The 16,383-nt window shown below is 53.8% G+C and carries 11 protein-coding genes and 1 pseudogene; 5 read left to right on the top strand and 7 right to left on the bottom strand.

Annotation, left to right across the window (positions count from 1 at the left end):
- Positions 1 to 69: 69 nt before the first annotated feature.
- The gene (locus ACR3ZL_RS03055) at positions 70 to 2,673 is read left to right on the top strand and encodes a hypothetical protein (protein ID WP_473649353.1); all 2,604 of its coding nucleotides are present in this window, start codon (positions 70 to 72) and stop codon (positions 2,671 to 2,673) included.
- Between the two features lie 14 nt (positions 2,674 to 2,687).
- Here ACR3ZL_RS03055 and ACR3ZL_RS03050 read toward each other — a convergent pair whose 3' ends face one another.
- The 5 genes from ACR3ZL_RS03050 to ACR3ZL_RS03030 all read right to left on the bottom strand — a co-directional run bounded on the left by ACR3ZL_RS03050 (position 2,688) and on the right by ACR3ZL_RS03030 (position 7,546).
- The gene (locus ACR3ZL_RS03050) at positions 2,688 to 3,371 is read right to left on the bottom strand and encodes a zinc metallopeptidase (protein WP_473649354.1); all 684 of its coding nucleotides are present in this window, start codon (positions 3,369 to 3,371) and stop codon (positions 2,688 to 2,690) included.
- Complete coding sequence (locus ACR3ZL_RS03045) at positions 3,371 to 4,630, bottom strand: cytochrome-c peroxidase (RefSeq protein ID WP_473649355.1); 1,260 nt, start codon at positions 4,628 to 4,630, stop codon at positions 3,371 to 3,373. Before ACR3ZL_RS03045 ends, ACR3ZL_RS03050 begins: the two co-directional genes overlap by 1 nt.
- 330 nt (positions 4,631 to 4,960) lie before the next feature.
- Positions 4,961 to 5,962 carry a PP2C family protein-serine/threonine phosphatase gene (locus tag ACR3ZL_RS03040; protein WP_486173195.1) on the bottom strand — a complete coding sequence of 334 codons (1,002 nt, stop codon included), beginning with the start codon at positions 5,960 to 5,962 and terminating at the stop codon, positions 4,961 to 4,963.
- A gap of 101 nt (positions 5,963 to 6,063) precedes the next feature.
- Complete coding sequence (locus tag ACR3ZL_RS03035; protein ID WP_473649357.1) at positions 6,064 to 7,359, bottom strand: DUF1559 family PulG-like putative transporter; 1,296 nt, start codon at positions 7,357 to 7,359, stop codon at positions 6,064 to 6,066.
- A gap of 1 nt (position 7,360) precedes the next feature.
- The gene (locus ACR3ZL_RS03030) at positions 7,361 to 7,546 is read right to left on the bottom strand and encodes a hypothetical protein (RefSeq protein WP_473649358.1); all 186 of its coding nucleotides are present in this window, start codon (positions 7,544 to 7,546) and stop codon (positions 7,361 to 7,363) included.
- A 602-nt stretch (positions 7,547 to 8,148) separates the two neighbouring features.
- Between ACR3ZL_RS03030 and ACR3ZL_RS03025 the strand changes: the two are divergent.
- The 4 genes and pseudogenes from ACR3ZL_RS03025 to ACR3ZL_RS03010 all read left to right on the top strand — a co-directional run bounded on the left by ACR3ZL_RS03025 (position 8,149) and on the right by ACR3ZL_RS03010 (position 13,978).
- Positions 8,149 to 10,124, top strand: a pseudogene (locus tag ACR3ZL_RS03025) (ABC transporter ATP-binding protein).
- Between the two features lie 168 nt (positions 10,125 to 10,292).
- A complete protein-coding gene (locus ACR3ZL_RS03020) occupies positions 10,293 to 11,537 on the top strand; it encodes an ABC transporter substrate-binding protein (RefSeq protein WP_473649360.1) in 1,245 nt (414 codons plus the stop codon).
- A 63-nt stretch (positions 11,538 to 11,600) separates the two neighbouring features.
- Positions 11,601 to 13,505: a sensor histidine kinase gene (locus ACR3ZL_RS03015; protein WP_473649361.1), complete on the top strand. Its 1,905-nt coding sequence runs from the start codon at positions 11,601 to 11,603 to the stop codon at positions 13,503 to 13,505.
- Between the two features lie 350 nt (positions 13,506 to 13,855).
- Complete coding sequence (locus tag ACR3ZL_RS03010; RefSeq protein WP_473649362.1) at positions 13,856 to 13,978, top strand: hypothetical protein; 123 nt, start codon at positions 13,856 to 13,858, stop codon at positions 13,976 to 13,978.
- Between the two features lie 144 nt (positions 13,979 to 14,122).
- On the opposite strand, the gene ACR3ZL_RS03005 is transcribed toward ACR3ZL_RS03010, so the two are convergent.
- Positions 14,123 to 15,535, bottom strand: a complete 1,413-nt coding sequence (locus ACR3ZL_RS03005; protein ID WP_473653419.1) for a magnesium chelatase — start codon at positions 15,533 to 15,535, stop codon at positions 14,123 to 14,125.
- A gap of 342 nt (positions 15,536 to 15,877) precedes the next feature.
- On the bottom strand, positions 15,878 to 16,378 hold the full coding sequence (locus ACR3ZL_RS03000; protein WP_473649363.1) for a hypothetical protein: 501 nt from the start codon (positions 16,376 to 16,378) through the stop codon (positions 15,878 to 15,880).
- Positions 16,379 to 16,383 lie beyond the last annotated feature (5 nt).

The raw sequence follows: 16,383 nt of genomic DNA, 5'->3' as shown, positions 1-16,383 counted from the left end.
TAGCATTTTGTGGCGAAGCTCTAGGTTAAGGTCAGTTTGATCTCGTAGCAACCTTTTACGGGTAATCCCATGCGAATCCCCACTCAACTTCATCGCGACCCGCTTTATCGTCGCAACGGTAAAGGCGGAACTGGCGCGACAATGGTACCGCCGGATCAATCTTGGCGGCGTGTGGTGCGACTGGGTGTTGTCCTCGCGTTGGTCCTCGTTCTGATGCGGCAAGCCGCAAAACCAGTCGTCTACGAAGTGTTCTTTCCGGCGCAAGCACAGTCGGTGGTACCAGAGCGATCCCCCTTGATGGGTGCCCAAACGGTAGACTTGCGATCACCAAATGCGGATCCATCAATAAGCCAAGCCGTACCGACACCTCCCTTCGATCCAGAACGCCAAGCCGCAGCCGATAAGCAGGTATCACAGTGGACCACCCAACAAGCGATCGACTTCCTGGCAAATTGGCTCTCAGGAGAATCCGAAGAGGTGAGTTTGCCAACGCCGACCTCGGATTCCGATGATCCCCCACAGGCCGACACACAATGGGACGCTGTCTATTTGGCCATGGCTTGCCGCTCACACTTGATCATGGAGTCCAAAGACGGAACGGTTTGGCGTTCCGCCGATGCACCAGGTCTTACCGCCACTCTTGCGATGCATCATTCAACCGGAAGCCGGTTCCATTTACTTCGGTCCATCAATTCAAAAGGTCGGGTCGCTGGCGTCTTGCCGCTGCTTCAACAACCCAACGTCTACCGCGGCCGCAGCATGATTGTTCAGGGTGACGTTGTGCGGATCCAGCGTGTAACCGCCAGTTCGAATTCGTTCGACATCGACCACTACTGGAATCTCTGGTTAATGCCTAAGGATGCCAGCGCGCGGCCGTGGTTGGTCGCTGTCGCAACGCTGCCTGCCGAAATGCAGGGCCTAATATTACCATCCAAGGAGTCACCCAACGTTTCATCCAGTGAAAACGTAACGCAAGACGAAACACCTACCTGGGAAGTCAAGTCTCCATTGCCGACAGCCACGATTCATGGTGAATTCTTAAAGCGTCTGTCTTATCAATCTGCGGCTGGACCGGAACTAACTCCCGTGGTCGTCGGGCATGTCGAATCCATCCAATCCAATGGAAACCTCGCTATTTCGGTATCGCAGGGTTCTGTCCAGCATTCCTCCAATGCGGCGGCGGAAGCACAGCCATCGCTGGTTTGGCTTATGCTAGCAGCGATCGGCATGGGAGGTATTTTTTCGGCCTGGGTGATGTGGCGAACGACAACGCTCAATCGCCAGTTGCGTCAGCGTCGATCCAAACGCTCGGTGACCTTGGAAGCCGGACTGATCGCCTTAGTGTGCTGCTTGCCCGCAAACTCCTATGGCGAATCCATGGTGGACCTATTGCCAGGATTCGATCAATCCAGTTTGAGATCGATCACTTGGTCGAAGGACGCCGAACCGGCCGAAGTTTCAAGTCTCAACCAACTGAATTGGGACAACGCGTCGCTAGCTAAGTTGATCTATCGCCTCAACCGGTTGAGCGAAGGCATTTTATTGCAACGCCAGAATGACGCTCATTCACAAGTCGGATCGAACGCAGATACAGAGATCCAGATTGGCGAGGCAATCGAGATCGACGGAACCATTGTCGAACTGCTGTCTCAGCCAGTCCCAAGCGAACTCAATGAAATGCTTGAACTGCAGGACATTCAACTAGCGAAACTGCAACGAGAGGATGGAACCTTCACAATCGTCGCTTTTGAATCGCTTCCCGTCGAACTCGACGCGGGCGACCGCCTGACCGGCTCCGGTGTATTGATTGGCAACTACCCTCAAATCGACGTTCGAGCCGCTGGACGGTTGCACTGGTCACCCGCTCGTCCAATGTCCCCAGCCGGCGACTTCCTATCCGCGTCGGGAGTCGACTTGAGCCGATTACCGGAGATCACACGACTGGACCGTCAACCGTTATCGTCCAGCGACTCACCGGTATTCTTCCCAGCCATTGGTGCCGCTCGACGAGTCACGATGAACCGGGAATCGATTGAGGTTGAACGACTGCGGGGGAGTGTGATTGAGGCGTCACCGGTTGACCTGTTGAAATCACCCGGCGAGTTCACCGGACAATGGATCCGACTACGCGTTGAAACCGTTCGAGCGACCCAAGTTGCGGTCGAGTCCGAAGAACGTCGTAAGCAGATCGGTGGAAACTTCTATTACCAAATCGACGCGATTGGCGATTTAGGAAACGTTCAATTGAAGCTTGAAGTCCCCGATGGAGAGCCGATCGTAATGGAAAACCGGTACCCGGTGACCATTGTCGCCGCGACATTGCCCGACTTCCTGCGTGACGTCCATGACGACTCTCTCGTGGAAACCAAAACCATTATGGTTCAGGTAGAGGGTTTCTTCTATCGTCTCTGGAGCTACGAGTCGGACCTGATGTCGGCTCATGGCGGAAAGCAATTCGCCCCGCTGATCGTCGCCGGGGTGATCGAAGACCTCAGTCCACGATCTGCTGATCCAATCGGCGTGAACCTCATCGGTCGGGTTGCTGCGATCGGCGTCATCGCCGGAATCGTCGCAGTCATCCTTTTTGGCTGGATCACGCGACGTGGCGATCGCGAATCACGAGAACGTCGCTACGGAAACGACATTCAAGACGAAGGAAGACCGCCGGCGTAGCGTCACAATGACATTCAGCGCCGGCCTAAGAATAGCTTGGCAAAGTACAACGCCTGGACGATCGCCCCCAGTGCGGCCACCACGTAAGTCATGGCTGCCCAAAACAAAGCGTTACGTGCACCAGCGTACTGATCTCCGGCGGCAATCCCGACCTCTTCGAGCCAGTTCAGTGCTCGGCGGCTGGCATTGAACTCCACTGGCAACGTCACCAAGCTAAACAAAGCTGGTAGCCCCAATGCAAACAGACACAAGATTGCGGTCCCGTGATTACCAGCAAATTGAGAGATACTGGCGCCGCCGAACGCTAACACGGGCAGTGCCACGTTGCTAAGTTTCAACAGTGGCACCATCTTCGACCGCACCGTCAACATCGGATAGCCTGTCGCATCTTGAACGGCATGCCCACATTCGTGCGTGGCCACGGCTACAGCCGCAACGTTGCTTTCGTTATAGACCACCTGGCTCAGGTTCACCGTCTTGTTGCGAGGGTCATAGTGATCAGTCAACTTGCCCGCGGTCGAGATCACTCGCACATCCATAATTCCTTTTTCCAGCAACATTCGTTCGGCCGCCTGTCGGCCCGTCAACGGCATCGGCTCACGGGAAAATTGCACAAACCGCTTACGCATCTGTGATGACACGATTTGGCTAACGACCGGAATGCCGAACAGAATCAGCAAGAAAAAGGGATCGCTCATTATTGAGGAAGCCGTCCCGTTTCAATGACCGGGAATTCACTTGTTAACCCCTCAACCATAAACGCGACCAAGTCCGCTCGCTCTGACTCGGACAGGTTCAGCTTTTTCATCTTGTCGCTAAGCCACGGGTTGGGGTGGCCACCTCGATCATACCACTCGATAACTTCTTCCAGCGTTTTCTGGCTTCCGTCATGCATGTAAGGTCCCGAGTCGACAACGTTCCGCATCGTTGGCGTTTTGAACGCACCTTTGTCTTTTTCGTCGCCGGTTACCACAAACCGCCCCAGATCAGGATCTTCCGCGGTCATGCCCACACCCAAATTGTGAAACTGCTCGTCAGTGAAGTTGGCACCCGCATGGCAAACTGTGCAGTTGGCCTTTCCAAAGGTCAATTCCATGCCACGAATCGCTGATTCACTCATCGGATGCTTTGCTGCCGCTGCTTTCAATTCTTTATATTGCTTAGCCAGTTCGGGGTCTTCTTCGTCTAGGTATTCCAAGTCGTCGGCAAATGCCTTTTCGAAGTTGGCCAGCGGAGCGTAGTAGTCGTACGGAGCCGGCCCGGTCACGATGGCCCTTTCAAACGTGGCAATTGCCTTTCCCACGTTGTTGATATTGACGCCGTCACCAAAGATCTTTTCGAACTGCACACGATACACCGGAATCTTCGCTAACGTCTCGACACAGCTTTCGTGTGTGTTGGACATTTCGATGGGGTTGGCAATCGGCCCGACAGCCTGTTCTTCCAACGACGCGGCTCGACCATCATGAAATTGATGCCGGCTCAAAATGCGGTTGAACGATACAGGAGAGTTTCGGTTACCGGTCTGGCCATCAACGCCCTCGCCAAACTGCGTGTTGGCTCCCCATCCTTGGTCGGGAGCGTGACAGGTCGCACATGAAACAGTGTTGTCGGACGAGAGTCGGGTATCGAAATAGAGCTGACGTCCCAGTTCTATTTTCGCACGGGTCATCGGATTGTCTTCCGGAATATGGATATTTGCCTTGGCAGCATCGATCCCGTAGGGCAAGGAAACTTCAAGCTGCTGATGATTCGCGGGATTATCCAACCACTCGGTAACCTCGGTGATGGTTAAAGGACCTTCCCCTGGAACACCCGAAGTAAGGGTCGAATCACCCAGCGTCACGACAACCGATGCGGTGTCCTGACCAGTCTCTGCTGCAGAAACCGCGCCCGTCGGGGAAATAGCCAAAACGGTAGCGACCATCGCGAAAGGCACGAAAACAGAAGATGACATTGATTGCCAAATTGAATTCCGAAACGAAGGGTTGGGTAAGCGCATTGTCATGAGGTGGGCACCGGTAGGGAGGAAAGGCAGGACTCAACATCAGGCGTGATCCGAAAACCATCAAGATTCGAACCACGGCTACCATTGTAGATCGGGAATCAACGATTCCATTCTAACTGCCAAATCGCCGCTTCCAAAGGGTTAGCCAATGCGGCAAATCGGCCACCCACCATTTCATGGCCAAGGCCCTCGTGGCTAACTGTTGATTTCCGAGTTATTCGGCAACCAAGCGCACTCATTTGCTAAGCAGCGCCTTTGTTGGCGAATCAGCGTTCCAAATTAGCCGGGCAGCGTCTCGGCATCGGAGTACTCATCGGGTAAGCCCCCCGGATCGGATAGCAGATTCCGCAAATCGAGCTCATCGTCACGCTTGGACCGAGCAGTCAATTGTGCTCGGTCGGGCTTGGCGACAATGACCGTGATATTATCTTCACCACCAGCTTGGTTGGCGAGATCGACCAGCCGTTGGCACACCGATTCCAACTTGCTGGTTCCCTCGGCAATCACATCCGCGAGAGCCGACGCGGACAAATAGCGGCTAAGGCCATCGCTACACAGCAACACGGTGTCGCCTTCAAGCAAGTCCACTCGTCGTACTTCTGCAGTCAACTCGTGCTCACCGCTGCCGCCCAAAACGTTCCAAAGCACATTGCTCCACCGACTATCGGCTTCGTCCTCTGGTTTCAGTCCACCCGCTTCCACCAATTGATGTGCCAAGGTGTGGTCGGTGGTCAATTGCTCACAAACCCCGTCGCGAACCAAATAACAACGACTGTCGCCGACGTGAATCACATACATTCGCGGCCAGACAACGTACGCCATCGTCAGCGTTGTTCCCATTCCTCGCTGGGATTGGTCGTTTTCCGCTTCCGACAAAATCTCGTCGTGAGCGACGTGTAAAACTCGTTGAAGGGAGCTGACAAACTCCGCCTCGTCACCACGATGCCCTTGATCGGATTGCAAAAACCAGTGCACCGTGTTGAGCAACTGTTGAATCAATTGATCCATTGCAACGCGACTGGCTCGTTGTCCGGCCGCATGCCCGCCCATCCCGTCGGCGACAATCCACAACTGGCCGCGCACATCGCCAAACAAGTCGGTCTGCGCCTCAAAACTAAGACTGGATGCTTGCACCTGCATCGACTTTCGAAGCTCAGCGATCAAAAACTGATCCTGGTTCTGACTGCGACGAAGGCCAACATCGGTTAAACCACAAGCCACTCCGCATTCCCCCGAGTCGCCAGACCCAGGTGAACAGGACTCGTAGGATGGATCGTTCATCGGACGGCCTTATATCGTTATTCTGGAAGGTGCCCCCGATTATAGCCGATCGAGAACTAACGACGGACCATCACCTAAAGAAATTCCGTTCAGAAGGCTGCCTAGAACGCTTCTTGGATCAATTCACGCGAAGCTCGCGTGCCCAGTGCGCCCCACAGCCCATAGGGACTCCGCGAACCGGCTGGCAACGCACTGTCGTCACCTGAACTAGTCGCATCGCAATAAACGCAGGCACTCTTCGAGTTCCCGGCCTCGATTGAATCGGTCACAAATTTGACGGCGCCGTCGGCTAACAAGATATGCACCCCGCCCAGATGACGACTGCTGCTGGGGAGGACTCCATAACGTTCTGAAGTTGACACCGTACACACCTCGGAATTCGGTGGCAGGATCGTGTTGAACTGAGTGTGCATTGGGTGGTAATCTGCCCAGCGGAAACCACGCTGAGTCACGGACGAGGTGTTTGTGTCGCCGGTCCAGAAACCGGGCCGAGAGGGGTCCAGCCAACCATCATCCAGAGCAACCTCTTCGCACAGCTTAGGATTGTTCAGCATCTTCAAAGTCGTGCTGCCGTGCTTTGTATTGTCGAACCCAACCGCTCGGATATCGTTGTCTTGTAAACCGGTGATGATTTCGCCTACGGCAATGGTGTTGGACAACCCATCGGTGATATCACGAAACCGCATCGTCTTACGAGTAACAAACGCACCACGCAATCCACAACGTGCACGCATCACCGCCTGGGAATCCGTTTGATATAACCATTTTCCACTGCTAACCGAACCTGTCCATACGGTGACGCCTTCCATCGCATGATAGAAACCGTCGCCAGTGCACGCGGCATAATTGGTGCGTCCCAACGCTGGCAAACCGTTACCCGGATCACTTGGGCAACGAAACGTCGTGATGTTAGTTGCCCATGGCGGATACTCTCCCACGATCGGTCTCGGCCCATACGCTGGCCAGAGATCTCCGTCCTCTTCGACCATTGGATTGCTAATTTGTTCCCAAACCGCTTGTTGTTCCACAAACGGTAGAAGTCCAACCAAGTACGACAATTCCAAACGGGTGAAACCAGTCCCATCATCATCCTGGGCTGCTGTCGAACTGTTGTTTGCTTCGTTGGTGGCACCAGTCCCGTGGATCGGCATCTGGTTGTACGCTGCATGGTAGTTGTGGAACCCCAAGCCAATCTGCTTAAAGTTATTGCCACAACTCATTCGCCGCGCGGCTTCCCGTGCTGCTTGTACCGCCGGCAACAACAAGCCCACCAGCACACCAATGATCGCGATGACGACCAATAGTTCCACTAAGGTGAAACCTGCCGGTTGTCGCTTGGCCGGTTGTCGCTTGAACAGAAAACGAACCGAAGGAGTTGGCTTCGCGCTATAACTCATCTCATCGCTCCTGGTCGGTGGCTGATTCTTCCGCTTGAATCTGGGCCGCGACATCATCGAAGGTGTACTCCCCCGACTCCTCCACGGTCGTATTGCCACCCGATCCACAACCGTTGATCGAAACCAATCCGATAGCCACAAATAGAACAAGCAAAGCTCGCAGTGAGGCAAAAGTGATGTGACTCATAAACGACACATACCGTTGAAAGGCTACATTCCAGAGTCGTAACTTTCCCGCAATCCAACACCCGCCATTTCGATAGGTTACCACCGAACGAAGGGGTCGGTCAGGAAAACTGCGTGGCGCGTACAACACACCTTGGTAATTAGATTGATATGGGGGAGACTCGACACATTCAAGTTAATTTTTGATGTGCTCCGGATTACAGCCTTCAAATCCTGTTCAACATTCGCATCGCCAAACGCCAAAGTTTCAATTTACCGCAACTTCAGCTTCCCCGAGCTATCTGGAACGGCACCGAAGTTGCCAAAGGCGCATCCCTCTATTGAGTCGCCCACCCAGATTCACGTCCACTAAAAAAGTTGAACAAAATATTCCCGCTATCAATCAGCCATGCCGTTGACGGCCCACTACAGCATCCCATCATCTAACTCGACTTCGCGTAGTAGTAGCCAACGACGCCAGATTGGTCACAAGCCCGATCGATCACACTTTCAACCGATCACATGCCCGATTGGCCTTGTTCGACGAGCCAGCTTCCTTTCCAAATTCTCAACCCACCCAGGGTTACGTTGCCGCCCCGAACGGCATTCAGGTAAACAGTCAAGATGCCCATCCAACCCAGTCGCCTTCGATTCGACGACTATCGACAAACCGTCCGCAGCCGCAACCGCGATTCCAAGAATCAACGTGGTCATGGTTCGGGGCACGGTTCCACCGACCGCAGCTCCAAGAAGATTGGTGACCGGGAACGTTCATTCTGGGAACTCTTTCGTGAGTTCTGGGGATTGATCCAAGGACATCGCGCCACCATCGTGGCCGCGTTGGGCTTCCTGACAATTAGCATCGCACTAAGACTGGTACCACCTCTGGGTACCAAGCTCGCGATTGACTCTGTCTTGACTCGCCCGGCACAACCTCTGCCTGGATGGATGTCCCAATTCGAAAGCGTGCAAGCGATCCTTGGCGATCCCGTTTCTAGCCCGATGCGAACCCTTGTCGGGATCGCTATTGCCGTCACCGTGATCACCTTAATCGGTACAGTTGCCAACTTGGCCGGCCGATGGCTAGCAACCAAAGCGGTAAACCAATCGCAGGTATCCATTCGTCGCCACGTCTTCGATCACGCCGTTCGGCTTCCTCTTCATCACGTCTACTCGATGAAAAGTGGCGGAGTGGCAAGCTTGATTCGCGAAGACGCTGGTGGTGTTTCGGAGATGATTTTCAGCATGCTGTACAACCCCTGGCGGGCGGTGGTGCAGTTCATCGGGTCGCTGATCATTTTGATGTTTGTGGATTGGAAGTTGATGCTCGGCGGGCTCGCTTTGCTACCGATCGTGTGGCTGACGCACCGCACCTATATCAACCGCATCCGGCCATTGTTTCGTGATGTCCGCAAACAACGTCAACGGATCGATAGCGGCGCAACCGAAACGTTCGGCGGCATCCGAGTGGTACGCACGTTTTCGCGCGCCGCAGCGAGTCGTCTCGCTATGTTCGCGAAGGCGACTTCCTGGTCCGCCAACAACTCTTCACATGGTGGTGGATGCGAATCATCGAAACGATTTGGGAAGTCATCATTCCCTTGGCTTCAACCGGTCTGCTGCTCTACGGCGGGTTTCAAATTATCGAGGGTGACTTGACCCTTGGTGATTTAATGATGTTCCTGGTTTACTTAACGATGCTGTTGGATCCGCTAGCCACCATCGCCGGTAGCGCCGTGACTTTCCAGAACAATCTGGCCGGGCTCGATCGCATTTTGGATGTACTGGACGTCGAGGAAGAACTCCCTAGCCGCGAAGGGGCTTCTCGTTTGTCGACAGAGGTACGAGGCGGCGCGATTGCGATGCAAAATGTCTCCTTCGCCTACCCTGGCTCAGACACTCCCGTCCTTCGAAACGTGTCGCTGAACGTCCAGTCCGGTCACACAGTGGCGATCGTGGGACGCAGCGGCGCCGGCAAGACGACGCTCACCAATTTGATCGCTAGGTTCTACGATCCCACCGAGGGAGCCGTGTTCTACAACGGTGTCGACCTGCGCGACATTCAATTGTCGAGCTATCGATCGTTGTTAGGGATAGTCGAACAGGATGTCTTCTTGTTCGACGGTAGCATTCACGAAAACATCGCCTACGCTCAACCACGTGCCGATCGCGGAATGGTCATCCAAGCGGCCAGAGCGGCAGCGGCGGACGAATTCATTTCGAAATTCAAAGAAGGCTACGACACGCTTATTGGCGAACGCGGTGTCAAACTTTCCGGTGGACAACGACAACGATTGGCTATCGCTCGTGCGATCCTAGCCGACCCGCAAATCTTGATCCTCGATGAAGCGACCAGCAATCTCGATAGCGAGAGCGAACGTTTGATCCAGGGCAGCCTGGAAGAGCTACTGCAGGACCGAACCGCTTTTGTCATCGCACACCGTCTCAGCACAATCGTGGGTGCAGACCAGATCGTGGTGCTTGAGGACGGTGAGGTCAGCGAGATCGGTACCCACCAAGAATTGCTTCAGCGGGGCGGTCGGTACCGCGACATGATCCAGTTACAGATGAATGATCAGCCGCAAACGGTCAGAACCTAAAATTCAACAATTTGAGCATCGACGCTTTCTCCTTTTGCGTCCCATACTTCATTCCAACTATTGAATCCACCACTGGCCTCTCTACGTGTTTTGACGGTCAGTACGCCAATAAACTGGACAGGAGTGCGAATTTTGAAGCGCAAGTGCAACCGTCGAACTGCGTTGAAGATGTGCGCTGCCTCACTTTCGCTTGCATCGCTGCCCGTCGCAAAGGCCCAATCTGGAGTCGTGATCCACACACCCAAAAAGTGGAAACTGCGGGTCCTCGGCACCCATGTGACACTTCAGGAAGAGTTGCGATTGAAGGCGCAACAAGATCTAGGCATCGAACTGGAGTTCGCCCCTGGCGGAAGCGCGCAAGTGCTTCACAAAGCGTCCACCCAACCAAAATCGTTCGACTTGTATGAACAGTGGTCCAACAGCATCCGGGTCCTCTGGCAGGCACAGACAATCCAACCGATCGATTCGACACGAATTCGCAATTGGTCTGAAATCAATCAACTGACCACGCAAGGTCGTCTCACACCAGATGCTCGGCTGGGCGCTGGTGACGCACCCAACCAGATTCTTTACGTCCAAAACGATCTTTCACTTGGCAGCCGGGTTTCCGATAAGGTCAGTTACCTGCCTTACGTCCACAATGTGGATTCGTTCGGGTACGACGCAAGCAAAATCAAACGTGGAGTCCCTTATGAAACGGAAAGCTGGAGTTGGTTGTTGGACGATGCCTATCACGGCAAAGTTGCGATTGTCAACGAACCGACTATCGGTCTTTTTGACTTGGCCCTGGCCGCCCAAGCGAAAGGGCTAGCACAGTTCCGTGACATCGGGAACATGACACGTCCAGAACTCGACCAGCTATTCACAGTGCTGCTGAAGTACCGAAAGTCCGGTCATTTCCGAGGCGTCTGGAGCAGCGTGCCGGCTTCAGTTGAATTGATGAAGCGGGGCGAATCAAGCATCGAAAGCATGTTCTCACCCGCCGTCTACCAACTGCGTGGACAAGGTATCGATTGCGTCTACGCCTCTCCCCGTGAAGGGTATCGTGCATGGCACGGCGTGATGTGCCTTTCTGCTGCCGCGACCACTCAGGCTCAAGACGCCGCCTACGAGTACATGAACTGGTGGCTATCGGGATGGCCCGGCGCGTTTATCGCTCGACAGGGCTACTACATCTCCAATCCCAAACGTTCGCAACCCTTTCTTAGCGATGCGGAATGGGATTTCTGGTATCGAGGCAAACCCGCGACCGAAGAACTGGTCGGCACCGACGGATCCAAAGTCGCCAACAAGGGCCAATGCCGAGATGGCGGCTCATACGAAAAGCGTTTTTCCAATGTCGCGGTCTGGAACACCGTGATGGAAAATTACGAATACAGCCTGATGCGATGGAACGACTTTCTTTCCAGTTAGAACATCCTCCTCGACAACGTTTCGCGTTGTCCGAACTTGAATTCAGCCCATCGAGAATTTACCGTGATTGACTTCGCTCTCCGCTATTCCCTGCGACAACGCATCTACGCGATGTGCGCTGTTTTAGTGGGTGTGTGTGTCTTCAGCACGGTCGTCGTTTGGGTGAACCAAACTCGCTGGTCCAACAACTTTAAGGTCTACGAGCAATCCGAACGCACCGCGTCTTCGATCCGTGAGATTGACCGTGATATCCAAGAACTGAAGGCCAAAGCCGAAAAGCATTTGCAGACTGGGGGCACCGCCCAGCTCGAAGGGGCGATCTCGATCAAGCTATCGTTGCTTAACCAAATCGACAACGTCATTGTCCAGGACGACGTCAGCGACATGCGAGAGTTGCTTCAGCGGATGCGTCGCTCGTTGATGACCTTCGGCGATCAACTGGAACAAGCCACCGAAGAACGTAAGCTGCGAACTCAATTGGTGCAGATTGATTTGCCAGAACAAGACGTGAAGGTCAACCAAACCATCGACGAATTGCAAGAACAGGTACTGTCTAACACAACGAATCGTTCTGTCATGATCGACAACCAATTGATCGACGGAGTTCAAGCGTATCTCAACGCTCGCCAATCATTGCAGCAGTACTTCATCAACCCGCGATCTAGCGACTTCGCATCGGCGATTAGTTCCGTTGCCACCATCCGCCGACTCATGAAAGACGTTGCTGATCAGGCGGACCGGGAGGAAGTCACCGCCATCCAAGGAAAGCTGGATCAAGAACTCGCCAAGTTCATTCAGTTGGGCACGCGGGCATTCCAGGCAACCCGCAGCTACATGTTCTATTCCAATGTGGTCATGGCCGGCGAGATTTCAGAGTTCACCTATTATTCCAATCGCCTAAAAGACAAGGTCGAGCTTCAACGAGACCAAAATCGAATGGCGCGGCGTGCATCGAACCGCAATATTCGAATCGTTGCCATTTTGACTTCGATCGCCGCGATCGTACTCGCCGCGGCACTCGCGGCTCGATTGTCCCTGACAATTATTTCGCCGCTATCATTGATTACCGAAACATTCCGGCGTCTGGGTGCTGGCGAAACGATGGAAACCATCCCCGCGTTAGACCGCAATGATGAGATTGGCCGAATGGCACAAGCGGCGCAGGTGTTCAGCGACAGGAACCGAGAAACGAACGAGTTACTCGTTGATTCCGAACGGTTGCGAAAAGAGGTTTCAGAGAAAGCCGTTGCACTAGAGAGCGTGAACGAGGAACTTGATCACTTTGCATACGTCGCCTCCCATGATCTGAAAAGCCCGCTGCGCGGACTCAATCATCTTGCTACCTGGGTCCGCGAAGATTGCGGTGACTTACTGCCAAGCGAGTCGCAAAAGCACTTGGTCTTGATGCAGGAACGCGTTAACAAGATGGAAAACTTGCTGGACGACCTGCTAAATTACTCGCGGGTTGGACGCACTGAAAAAAACCCCGAGGCGGTCGATGTCGGAAATCTTCTGGCTGAAATCATATCGATGCTGGATTTCCCCGAAGGTTTCCGCATCACGGCAGCGAACCGTTTGCCCACCATCGAGACCCTTCGCACGCCGCTCCATCAAGTCTTGCTGAACCTGATCAGCAACGCCATCAAGTACAACGACAAAGGTGGTGAAGGTACGATCGAAGTGAAAACTTCGCGGGAAGGGGACCAATGCAAGTTCACCGTCACCGACAACGGCACTGGGATCGACCCTCGGTTCCATCAAAAAGTGTTTGAGATGTATCAGCGCATCGCTACCGATGTCGACGGCACCGGTATGGGATTGGCAATTGCGAAGAAGCAGATCACCAGCCTGGGCGGCGACATTTGGATTGAATCCGAAGTGGGTAAAGGAGCGTCCTTCATCTTCACTTGGCCGGCAAAGTGGGACAGTCCCAAAAGCGATCCTCAACCTGCAGACGTAACGGGCTAACGGCACCCAAATGAGTCTTGCAGATAGGCTCGATATCTCGTCCGCTGCGAGCACAAGAACCAAACAAGGCGTGAGCAATAACCAATCGATTGGGCTCCACGCGTGCTGTTAAAGATTGCCGGTTAGGCAGTCCCTAGGACCAGCAAATCTTTTTGGCAACTTTCCTTGCTGCGATTCCGATACTACTTGTGCGGCGTCGGATACTCCGCATGGAATAATACCGCCAGCCGGTTTCGTCAGTGAAGTTTTGCACCTCGTGCGATCCCTCCTCGAAACCCGCTAGCACTCAGGCCAGGGAAACGGCCCACTTTCCGTTCCCTTACCACTTGTGAATTGCATCCGAGCAATTGATGAGTGATCAATCTCTGCCTGAGGTGCTTTCAATGAACGTTGACGCAGTCCACACCGCATTCGGTGTCGCTTTCACTTTTGTCTGGTTACTCGTCGGTCAAATCATGGTGGGCGGTCGCTAAACCGACTGAGCGTCTCTTCAGATCAATGCAGGAAGTTGCATTTCGATGATGCCAGTGACCCAAATGACGGCGCTGCAAACCGTCAGCCCTGATTACTGTCAGTCAATCGCTTGACCAGTATTCGTTTGACCGGAATTCACGCAATCAAGTTTCGTACTGAATCTTGCCGTGTTTTTGTGAGCGGCTGATCTTATCGATACTGTAGAGCCCCGCCAGAATGAACTCGACGCATGAGGCACGCATTGCTTCGTCCTCACTTGCGTTGACTTCAAAAGCCCGATCCCAAGCAGGCGGAACATGCTGCAAACGTTCGGCATACACGCTACTAGGAAGCAGATCGCCTACTTCCACTCGCACGCCGCCACGGAAAATCTCCGCGATCTCAGCCAATCCATGTTCTTCGATATACTCGCTGAACACGGTCTGAATGGCCTCAGCGATCACAGCATCAATGACCTGCTTTTCGCTCATCTGATGCGTGCCCATCAAGTCGAGCTCCAGCTTGCCCAGCGAACTCGAATAGAGATGTCCTAGATCACTAATTCGGGGCACCGCTGGCTTTTCGTCACAAACGATGCCTCGTTGCCGAGCCGACGCGACGATGGTGCGAAAGTTCGCCAACGAAAATCGCGCCGAGACGCCGGACGCTTGATCGATGTACTTGCTCTGACGAGCACGGTTGGTGATCTCTTCGATGATTTGATACATGAAGTACGGCACATGGACGGGATAATCCCCGCCCAAATCCTCCCCGACTTCTTGTTGCAAGATCTCAATGCCCTGGTCGCGTTCGCGGGGATAGTGAGTTTGCACGATCGTGCCGATGCGGTCCTTCAATTGCGGAATGACCTTACCGCTACGATTGTAAGTAGCTGGGTTCGCCGAAAACAGGATCATGACATCGACATCAAACTTGATCGGATAGCCACGAATTTGAACGTCGCGTTCTTCCAGAATATTGAACAAGCCAACCTGGACCAAGTCATCTAGCTCCGGCAATTCGTTCATCGCAAAGATGCCACGATGCATTCGCGGGATCAATCCAAACGACAACGCTTCCTCGGAACTCATACTGACGCCACCGGTCAACTTGGCCGGATCAATTTCTCCGATGATGTCAGCGAACTTGGTTCCCGGACTCAAACGCTCAGCATACCGATCTTTGCGAGGCCACCAAGCGATTGGGATGTCCTTCGGTGCGTTCTCTTGAACGAGACGTCGCCCCAGCGATGAAATAGGCTTCACCGGGTCTTCGTGAACCGGCAATTCGGGATGATCGATGTACGGCACGAACGGATCTAAGAACTGCACCAACTGGCGCATCAAACGGCTCTTCGCCTGACCTTTTTCACCCAAGAACAACATGTCATGCCCGGCGAGCAGAGCCAGGTTAATCTCAGGAATGACCGTATCTTCATATCCTACGATGCCCGGGTAGAGCTCTTCGCCGCCGGCAAGCATTCGCGAGAAGTTGTCACGGATCTCTTGTTTAACGTTTTTCGATTTCCAGCCGGAATCAAGCAGCTCTTGCAGGTTGGCAATCGTCGGACAATCCATATTCGTATTCACGAGGGGGCTCCGTTGGTGTCGCAACGCATTCACTGCACGTTGAGACAAGAGTTTATGTAAAACAGCTTTCAACCCAGATATGGGTTCAAGCTTAGCTTCTTATGGTGCCAATCAAAGTCTGGTTCGCAATTGAGAGATTAGCCTGAGGTCAAGCGAAACCAGGATCGAATGGTCGTTAAACGGAGATGGTGGTGCATAGCAACTGAAATGCCGACCAACGCGTCCCACTCCGCCGAACATCTTACGGTGTTGACTACCCTGGTCGGGTCTCTTCTTCCTGACCGCGGACGTAATTGGTTGGCCCGGTCGAATTAACTGGAAATGACTTGGTTATGTTGACTCGGGTTCATCATCCACCAAACCGCCGATTCGGTCGCCGGCCCCATTCCATTTGGGGGTCGGGTGATCAATCTCTCCTTTTCGCACACGGCGTTTCTCGGTCAGTAATCTCAGGTGCTCACGAACGTAGAGCCGACCAATTGTTTGGTTTCCACGCCGAAGCCGGTACAGGATGCGTCCCTTGCGACGAACGTAATACATCCCCGTCACCACACCCACAAACAATTCACGTTCCATTCCCACGCCGGTGGTTTCCACTTCATCGGCCAAATCCAAACCTTCGCCTTCGATCGGCAACCACATGCAGGGCCGCAATCGGAACGCGAGATCACCATAGCGATAGTGGTAATACGTTCCATCATAGGAATCGCGGCGCAAGACACGCTCACTCGGAATCAACCGCGCAACCAGCGACACATCGTCGGGGTGAATGAACGCTTGCCCGTTTTCAGGCCAACGCGGCATCAATCCGTATTGTGGAAAGACAATCACAGACA

The organism is Rhodopirellula sp. J20-39 (assembly GCF_057365095.1).
Note: the sequence above shows the minus strand (reverse complement) of the source record. Positions and strands in the feature narration are given on the sequence as shown.

Coding starts and splice junctions, on each gene's coding strand:
- ACR3ZL_RS03055 (WP_473649353.1), top strand. CDS start 70: ATGCGAATCCCCACTCAACTTCATCGCGACCCGCTTTATCGTCGCAAC.
- ACR3ZL_RS03050 (WP_473649354.1), bottom strand. CDS start 3,371: ATGAGCGATCCCTTTTTCTTGCTGATTCTGTTCGGCATTCCGGTCGTT.
- ACR3ZL_RS03045 (WP_473649355.1), bottom strand. CDS start 4,630: ATGTCATCTTCTGTTTTCGTGCCTTTCGCGATGGTCGCTACCGTTTTG.
- ACR3ZL_RS03040 (WP_486173195.1), bottom strand. CDS start 5,962: ATGAACGATCCATCCTACGAGTCCTGTTCACCTGGGTCTGGCGACTCG.
- ACR3ZL_RS03035 (WP_473649357.1), bottom strand. CDS start 7,359: ATGAGTTATAGCGCGAAGCCAACTCCTTCGGTTCGTTTTCTGTTCAAG.
- ACR3ZL_RS03030 (WP_473649358.1), bottom strand. CDS start 7,546: ATGAGTCACATCACTTTTGCCTCACTGCGAGCTTTGCTTGTTCTATTT.
- ACR3ZL_RS03020 (WP_473649360.1), top strand. CDS start 10,293: ATGTGCGCTGCCTCACTTTCGCTTGCATCGCTGCCCGTCGCAAAGGCC.
- ACR3ZL_RS03010 (WP_473649362.1), top strand. CDS start 13,856: ATGAGTGATCAATCTCTGCCTGAGGTGCTTTCAATGAACGTTGACGCA.
- ACR3ZL_RS03005 (WP_473653419.1), bottom strand. CDS start 15,535: ATGGATTGTCCGACGATTGCCAACCTGCAAGAGCTGCTTGATTCCGGC.